Annotated in this window: 3 protein-coding genes; 1 reads left to right on the top strand and 2 read right to left on the bottom strand. The window is 69.0% G+C overall.

The features are described from left to right. The coding region (locus ACWF94_RS24420; protein ID WP_453492267.1) for a response regulator at positions 1-361 on the bottom strand (361 nt) is incomplete at its 3' end. Positions 362-772: 411 nt separating this feature from the next. Then, a complete protein-coding gene (locus ACWF94_RS24415) occupies positions 773-6,229 on the bottom strand; it encodes a HAMP domain-containing protein (RefSeq protein WP_453492264.1) in 5,457 nt (1,818 codons plus the stop codon). Positions 6,230-6,497: 268 nt separating this feature from the next. Here ACWF94_RS24415 and ACWF94_RS24410 point away from each other — a divergent pair. Then, on the top strand, positions 6,498-9,127 hold a 2,630-nt coding region (locus ACWF94_RS24410; RefSeq protein WP_453492261.1), incomplete at its 3' end, for a SpoIIE family protein phosphatase.

Below are 9,127 nucleotides of genomic sequence, written 5' to 3'. Positions count from 1 at the left end.
CCGAGACCTTGGCCCGCAGCACCCAGGGGTCGAACGGCTTGGAGATGTAGTCGACCGCGCCCGCCGCATAGCCCCGGAAGGTGTGGTGCGGGCCGTGGTTGATCGCGGTCAGGAAGATGATCGGGATGTCCCGCGTCCGCTCCCGGCGCTTGATGTGCGCGGCGGTCTCGAAGCCATCCATGCCGGGCATCTGGACGTCCAGCAGAATCACCGCGAAGTCGTCCGTCAGCAGCGCCTTGAGCGCTTCCTCCCCTGACGATGCCCGCACCAGTGTCTGATCGAGCGCGGAGAGAATGGCCTCCAGCGCCAGCAGATTCTCCGGCCGGTCATCGACCAGGAGGATCTTGGCCTTCTGCACCATGCCCCGTCCTCCTCGCCCCGGCCTGGGGTCACCCCGGCTCCAGGAGCCGGGAGACGCGCCGGGCGCCGCCCCAGGGGACGACTCCCTTGCGTCGCCCGTCCTTGTGCCGGTCATGGTAGCCGCACCCTGCCCGTCGCCACACCCTGTCACCATGATGTCACTGTGCACATAGCAGAAACGTAGCGGGAGACCAGAAGGTTCCCCGGGTGCCACCGTCTCACACGCCGACGGCCACCGTCAGTCAGCAACTGCCCGAGATCCGAACGGGCTTCGCTCACCGCGCCTGCGCCCCCGGCTCCCGCATGCCCTCGTACCCACCGCTCGCCTACCGCTCCCGCCCGGCCCTCGTCGCCACCGCTCGCCCGCCACGCCCAGCGCTCCCGTCACTGCGCCCGCGCCCCACCGCTCCCGTCACTCCCCCCGCATCCACTGCTCCATCACCGCGAGGAGATGGTCGGGGTCCACGGGCTTGGTCACATAGTCGGAGGCACCCGACTCGATGGCCTTCTCCCGGTCGCCCTTCATCGCCTTCGCCGTGAGCGCGATGATCGGCAGCCCGGCGAACTGCGGCATCCTGCGGATCGCCGTCGTCGTCGCGTAGCCGTCCATCTCCGGCATCATGATGTCCATCAGAACGACCGTGACATCGTCGTGCTGCTCCAGGACCTCGATGCCCTCCCGCCCGTTCTCCGCGTACAGCACCGTGAGGCCGTGCTGCTCCAGCACGCTGGTGAGGGCGAAGACATTGCGGATGTCGTCGTCGACGATCAGCACCTTCTCGTTGTCGAAGCTGAAGGTGACCCGGGGCTCCGGCAACTCCTGCACCTCGTCCGCCCGCTGCTGCCGCTCGGACGCCGCCGCCGTGCCCGGCGCCGGGGACGCGGGCAGCGCGGCCCGCTCGTCCGTCGCGCCCAGTGCCTTGCGGCGGCGCCGGAAGAGCGCGGCCGGACCGGGGTGGGAGTCGGCGGACACGATCCGCTCGGACGCCGCCGGCGAGGCTCCGTCCTGCGGATGCCCCTCGCCCTGTTCGCCCTGCCCGTAGCCCTGCGGGGGCAGTTCGCTGGGGTGAAGGGGCAGATAGAGCGTGAAGGTCGATCCCCGGCCCGGTTCGCTCGCCGCGTGGATCTCGCCCCCGAGCAGCCGGGCGATCTCCCGGCTGATGGACAGCCCAAGACCCGTACCGCCGTACTTGCGGCTTGTCGTACCGTCGGCCTGCTTGAACGCCTCGAAGATCACCCGCATCTTGCCCGCGGCGATCCCGATCCCCGTATCGGTGACCGAGAAGGCGATGAGATCGGCGTCCGCGTCCCGCAGCGAACCCGCCTCCAGCAGCTGCTCCCGGATCGACTGCGGCACATCCGCGCCCGCCGGGCGGATGACCAGCTCCACCGCGCCGGAGTCGGTGAACTTCACCGCGTTCGACAGCAGATTGCGCAGCACCTGCAACAGCCGCTGCTCATCGGTGTGCAGCGTCGCGGGCAGTTCCGGCGAGACCCGTACGGAGAAGTCGAGACCCTTCTCCGCGGTCAGCGGCCGGAAGGTCGCCTCCACATAGTCGACCAGCTGCACCAGCGCGATACGGGTCGGACTGACATCCATCTTCCCCGCCTCGACCTTCGACAGATCGAGGATGTCGTTGATCAGCTGCAACAGGTCCGAACCTGCCCCGTGGATCGTTTCGGCGAACTCCACCTGCTTCGGCGAGAGGTTCCCCTCCGCGTTGTCCGCGAGCAGCTTGGCGAGAATCAGCAGCGAGTTGAGCGGGGTCCGCAGCTCGTGCGACATGTTCGCCAGGAACTCGCTCTTGTAGCGCATCGACACCGCGAGCTGCTCGGCCCGCTCTTCGAGCACCTGCCTGGCCTCTTCGATCTCGGTGTTCTTGACCTCGATGTCACGGTTCTGCTGGGCCAGCAGCTCCGCCTTCTCCTCCAGCTCCGCATTGGACTCCTGGAGCGCCTTCTGCCGGTTCTCCAGCTCGGCCGAGCGTTCCCTCAGCTGCTCCGTCAGCTCCTGCGACTGCTTCAGCAGCACCTCGGTCTTCGTATTGACACTGATGGTGTTGACGCTGGTCGCGATCATCTCCGCGATCTGGTTGAGGAAGTCCCGCTGGATCTGGGTGAACGGCTGGAACGACGCCAGCTCGATCACCCCGAGAACCTTCCCCTCGAAGAGCACCGGCAGCACGATCACATGCGCCGGGGACGCCTCGCCGAGCCCCGAGGAGATCTTCAGATACCCCGGCGGCACATTGACCTGGATCGTCCGCTTCTCCTCCGCCGCGGTCCCGATCAGCGTCTCACCGGGCCGGAACGAGGTCGGCATCAGTCCGGCGGAGTAGCCGTAGCTGCCGCGCATGCACAGCTCGTACGAGCTGTCCACGCCGCCGCCCGACACATCCTGGCCACCGGTCTGCATCGCCAGGAAGAACGCGCCGTGCTGCGCCGAGACGACCGGCGTCAGCTCGCTCATGATCAGCGAGGCCACGTCGTCGAGATCGCGCCGCCCCTGCATCAGACCCGAGATCCGCGCCAGATTGCCCTTGAGCCAGTCCTGCTCCTCATTGGCGAGGGTGGTGTCGCGCAGGTTCACGATCATGGTGTTGATGTTGTCCTGGAGCACCTGGATCTCACCGGCCGCGTCCACCCCGTCGATCTTGAGGTTCAGATCGCCGCGGGTCACCGCGGTGGCGACGGCCGCGATCGCGCGCACCTGCCGGGTGAGGTTCCCGGCCATCTCGTTCACCGACTCGGTCAGATCGCGCCAGGTGCCGTCCACATCGCGCACCCGGGCCTGACCGCCCAACTGTCCGTCGGTGCCCACCTCGCGGGCGACCCGGGTGACCTCCCCGGCGAACGACGAAAGCTGGTCCACCATGGTGTTGATCGTGGTCTTCAGCTCCAGGATCTCGCCCCGGGCGTCGATGTCGATCTTCCTGGTGAGGTCTCCCTTGGCGATCGCGGTGGTGACCGTGGCGATCTGCCGCACCTGGCCCGTCAGGTTGGACGCCATCGAGTTCACGGACTCGGTGAGGTCCTTCCAGGTCCCGGAGACCCCCGGCACATGGGCCTGACCGCCAAGCTCCCCCTCGGTACCCACCTCGCGCGCGACCCGGGTCACCTCGTCGGCGAACGACGAGAGCGTCGTCACCATCGTGTTCACGGTCTCGGCCAGCTCGGCGACCTCACCGCGCGCCTCGACCGTCACCTTCTTCGTCAGATCGCCGTTGGCGACCGCAGCCGAGACCCGGGCGATGTTCCGCACCTGGCTGGTCAGGTTGTTCGCCATCAGATTGACGTTGTCGCTCAGGTCCTTCCAGATGCCGGTGACACCGCGCACCCGGGCCTGACCGCCCAGTACACCTTCGGTTCCGACCTCACGGGCGACCCTGGTCACCTCGTCGGCGAAGTCCAGCAGCTGGTCGACCATCGTGTTCACGGTCGTCACCAGTTCGAGGATCTCACCCTTGGCATCGACGGTGATCTTCTTCGAGAGATCGCCCTTGGCGACCGCTGTCGTCACCTCGGCGATATTGCGGACCTGGGACGTCAGGTTGTTCGCCATGAAGTTGACGGACTGCGTGAGGTCCTTCCAGGTGCCGGAGACGCCCTGCACCTCCGCCTGGCCGCCGAGGATGCCCTCGGTGCCCACCTCGCGGGCCACCCGGGTGACCTGCTCGGCGAAGTTCGAGAGCTGGTCCACCATCGTGTTGAGGGTGTTCTTCAGCTCCAGGATCTCGCCGCGCGCGTCGACATCGATCTTCTGCGACAGATCACCGCGCGCGACCGCCGTGGCGACCTGCGCGATATTGCGGACCTGGCCGGTGAGATTGCTCGCCATGCCGTTCACGGAGTCCGTCAGATCACGCCACACCCCGGCGACACCCGGCACCTGCGCCTGACCGCCGAGCCGGCCGTCCGTACCCACCTCACGGGCCACCCTGGTGACCTGATCGGCGAACGACGACAGCTGGTCGACCATGGTGTTGATCGTGTTCTTCAGTTCCAGGATCTCGCCGCGCGCGTCGACATCGATCTTCTGCGACAGATCACCGCGCGCGACCGCCGTCGTCACCTGGGCGATCTGGCGGACCTGCGAGGTCAGATTCCCCGCCATGAAGTTGACCGAGTCGGTCAGTTCCTTCCAGGTACCGCTGACACCGTCGACCCGCGCCTGACCGCCGAGCCGGCCCTCCGTACCCACGTCCCGCGCCATCCGGGTCACCTGGTCGGCGAACGACGAGAGCTGCGCCACCATCGTGTTGACGGTGTTCTTCAGCTCCAGCATCTCGCCCGCGACATCCACGGTGACCTTCTGCGACAGATCACCGTTGGCGACCGCCGTCGTCACCTGCGCGATGTCCCGCACCTGGCCGGTGAGATTGTGGAACGCCGTGTTCACCGAGTCGGTGAGGTCCTTCCAGGTGTTCGCCGCGCCCGGTACCTCGGCCTGCCCGCCGAGCCGGCCCTCGACACCGACCTCCCGGGCGACCCGGGTGACCTCGGAGCCGAAGGACTGCAACTGGTCCACCATCGTGTTGACGGTGTTCTTCAGCTCCAGCATCTCCCCGGCCACATCGACCGTGACCTTCTGCGACAGATCACCGTTGGCGACCGCCGTCGTCACCTGCGCGATGTCCCGCACCTGCGTCGTCAGATTACGGAAGACGGTATTGACCGAATCGGTCAGATCCTTCCAGGTCCCGGCGGCGCCGGGCACCTGCGCCTGCCCGCCCAGCAGCCCTTCCGCGCCGACCTCGCTCGCCACCCGGGTGACCTCGTCCGCGAACGTGCGCAGCGTCTCGGTCATCTGGTTCATGGTCTCCGCGAGCTGCGCCACCTCACCGCGCGCGCTCACCGTGACCTTCTGCGACAGATCACCGTTGGCGACCGCCGTGGTGACCTCGGCGATCCCGCGCACCTGGGAGGTCAGATTTCCGGCCATGGTGTTGACCGAGTCGGTCAGTTCCTTCCACACCCCGGCCACCCCGGGCACCTCGGCCTGCCCGCCCAGCTCACCCTCGGTGCCGACCTCCCGGGCGACCCGGGTGACCTCGGAACCGAGGGACTGCAACTGGTCCACCATCGTGTTGACGGTGTTCTTCAGCTCCAGCATCTCCCCGGCGACATCCACGGTGACCTTCTGCGACAGATCGCCCTTGGCCACCGCCGTCGTCACGAGAGCAATGTCACGAACCTGAGCGGTCAGCCGGTGCGCCATCGTATTCACCGAATCCGTGAGATCTTTCCACGAACCGGACATACCGCGCACCTGGGCCTGGCCGCCGAGCTTGCCCTCGGTACCCACCTCCAGCGCCACCCGCGTCACCTGGTCGGTGAACGCCGACAACTGGTCCACCAGGCTGTTCACGGTCCGCGCGACCTTGAGGAACTCGCCTCGCAGCGGCCGTACGGCCCCGTCCTCGCCGTGCGAGCGCAGCTCCATCCGCTGTTCCAGATCACCCTCGGCGACCGCCGACAGCACCCGGCCCACCTCGGACACCGGCCGGGCCAGATCGTCCACCAGCGCGTTCGAGGCGTCGATCGCCGCAGCCCAGGAGCCCTCGCAGGCGCCCGTCTCCAGCCGCTCGGTCAGTTTTCCCTCGCGCCCGACGACCCTGCGCACCCGCGCCAGCTCACCGGTGAGATGCAGATTCCGGTCGGCGACTTCGTTGAAGACCGCGGCGATCTCGGCCATCACCCCGTCGTCCGAAACGGTCAGGCGCCTGCGGAAATTGCCGTCCCGCATCGCCACCAGAGCGGCCAGCAGCCGGTTGAGGGCCGCCGAGTCCACCTCGGTCGTCCCAGTGCTCCGGGATCGTCCGCCTTTCGCACGCGTGCTCTTGCCACGCGTTGCCACGCCAGACTCCACCGTTTCCCTCCCGCAGGGGTTGGCCGTACTGCCCGGGCTGTATCAGGAAGCCTGCCCAGTGTTTCACCCGAGCCGAACCAGGCCATAACAGTTCGGCAGCTTCGCATAGCGTCCCCGCCCCCGCAGGGCGGAAACAGCGGCGACCGGCATCCGCTCGGACAGCGAAGGTAAGTAACCTGGCATCCGGCTGTCCAGCCGCCCCGGTCCGCCCGGCCGGGTCGATGTGGGCGCGAGTACTACACCGGGCACCGGGAGGGGCAGGCCGACCATGGCAGAGCCGGGCGTCGAAACGCGTACAAGGAGTTCTGTGATCACCGCGCGGGCGGCTGCCACCTTCGACCCTGTCGGGCGGTCCGTCGCGACCGCCCGTGCCTTTGTCCGTGACACCCTCCAGGGCTGGGGATACGGGGACGTCGTCGACGACGCCGTAGTCCTGACCAGCGAGCTTGTCACCAACGCCGTCGTCCACGCGGGCACCGCGGCCGATGTGCTGTGCCTGCGGACACAGGACGCCGTCCGGGTCGAGGTCGGCGACCGCTACCCCGAGCGCGAGGTCCCGCTCCAGGGCTCGGGCAACGCCTTCGGCAACCTCGACAGCGAGAACGGCCGCGGACTGCTCCTGTGCTCCGCCCTCGCCTCCCGCTGGGGCGTGGAGTACACACCCACCAACAAACAGGTATGGTTCCAGCTCGACCTGCCCCAGCGCCCGGTGGGCACCCGCTCGGCGGGCCCCGTCCTGCCGACGCCGATGCTCCCCGTCGCCGACGAACGCGTACGCGTCGGCGTCGTCCAGATCGACCGGACCGGTTCGATCTCCGTATGGAACGAGGACGCCGAGCGTCTCTTCGGATATCCGGCCGACCAGGTCATCGGCAAACCGCTCACCGACTTCGCCGCCTGGCCGCACACCCCCGGCATCGGCACCGGCATCGCCGAGGCCCTCCAGCTCTCCCGCTGGGAGGGCAGCTACGGCATCCGCGGCACCGACGGCCGGGTCATCCCGGTCTACGCCTCCCATCTGCGGGTACGCGACACCAATGGCGAGCCCTCCACCGTCTGCCTCCTCGTCAGGGACGAAGAGCGCGCGGTCCTCCTGACCCCGCAGCGCAGCCCCGTCACCGACACGGGCGCCGAGAACCACGCCGCGGACCCCTTCGAGGTCTTCATCGGCTCCCCCGCCCCCGACGACCTCGACGGACTCCTCCAGCGGACCGTGGAGCGCGCCCGCGACATGCTCGACGGCGACGCCGCCTTTCTGCTGCTGGCCACCGACGACGAGACCGAGCTGGAGGTACGGGCCACCACCGGCCTTCCCTCGGCCCGCCAGCGGTTCGCCCGCGTCCCCGTCGAGGCGGGTACCGGACGGTACGGCTCCGCCCGGATGCCGGCCGTCCACGAGGACCTCACGGCCGTCCCCGGCGCCGTCCCGCTGCTCAACTCCACCGGGATGCGCTCCGTCGTGACCGTCCCCCTCAAGGTGGAGGGTCGCCTCACCGGCTCACTCGGCGTCGCGGCGGAGTCCGCCGGCCGGTACTCCAACGAGGAGGCCCTGCGGCTCCAGTTCGCCGCCGACCGCATCGCCCTCGCCGTCGAATCCGCCCGTCTGGGCGAGCTGGAACGCCTGCGCCGCGGCTCCCTCTCCTTCCTGGTCGAGGCGTCCGACCTGCTCGCCGGAACCCTCGACCGCGACCAGACGCTGGCGCTCATGGCCCAGATGACCGTTCCTACGCTGGCCACCTGGTGCGCCGTCTACACCATCGCCGATCAGGCATCCGACCCCTACCTCAGCTATGTACTGCACGAGGACGAGGAACGTATCGACGGCCTTAAGGCCCTGCTGTCCAAGATCGCACCGCCCGACCCCGTCCCCACGCCCGGCGCCCGGGTCTGGGCCGCCCCCGGCCAGGCCGCCCAGCAGGCGGCCCTGCTCACCTCCAAGCGCGAACTGGGCCTCGGCTCCACCCCGCCGGTCTCCTCCGGCATCGGTACCACCCTGGCCACCGCGGCGGCCGTCGGCGGCGAGACCGTCGTCCTGCCCCTGGTCGCCCGCAACCGCGTCATCGGCATGCTGACCCTCGGCAAACCGTCCGACGACCACTTCCGCCAGGAGATCCTGGAACTCGCCGAGGACCTGTCCCGCCGCGCCGCCCTGGCTCTCGACAACGCCCGCCTCTACTCCGAGCGCGTCGCCATCAGCCAGTCCCTCCAGCGCAGCCTCCTGCCGCCCGACATGCCCGACATCCCCGGCGTCGAGGTCGAGGTCTTCTACCGCGCCGCCGGTGAGGGCAATGAGGTCGGCGGCGACTTCTACGACGTCTTCCCCATCCGCGACGGTGTGTACGGATTCGCCATCGGCGACGTCTGCGGTACGGGCCCGGAGGCCGCGGCCGTCACCGGCCTGGCCCGGCACGCCCTACGGCTGCTCGCCCGCGAGGGTTTCGGCGGCCCCGCGGTCCTGGAGCGCCTCAACGCCGCGATCCTCGACGAGGGCGCCCGCAGCCGCTTCCTCACCCTCCTCTACGGCGAGCTGTGGCCCCAGGAGGACGGCAGCGCCGTCCTCAAGGTCGTCTGCGCCGGGCATCCACTCCCCCTCCGTCTGCGCCAGGACGGCACCGTGGAGCCCGCCGCGGAACCGCAGCCGCTGCTCGGCGTCATGGACGATCTGGAGCTGTACGAGCAGATGGTGACCCTCGACCCGGGCGATGTCCTCCTCTGCGTCACGGACGGCGTCACCGAACGCCGCGAGGGCACCCGGATGCTCGGCGACGAGGGCCTCGCCGACGTCCTCAAGCACTGCACGGGCCTCACCGCGGGCGCGGTCGCCTCCCGCGTCCTGCGCGCGGTGGAACGCTTCGCGGCCGAGCCGGCCTCCGACGACATGGCCATCCTGGCCATGCG

This window comes from Streptomyces sp. NPDC055078 (assembly GCF_053607985.1).
This window is presented reverse-complemented; position numbering and strand designations above follow the sequence as displayed.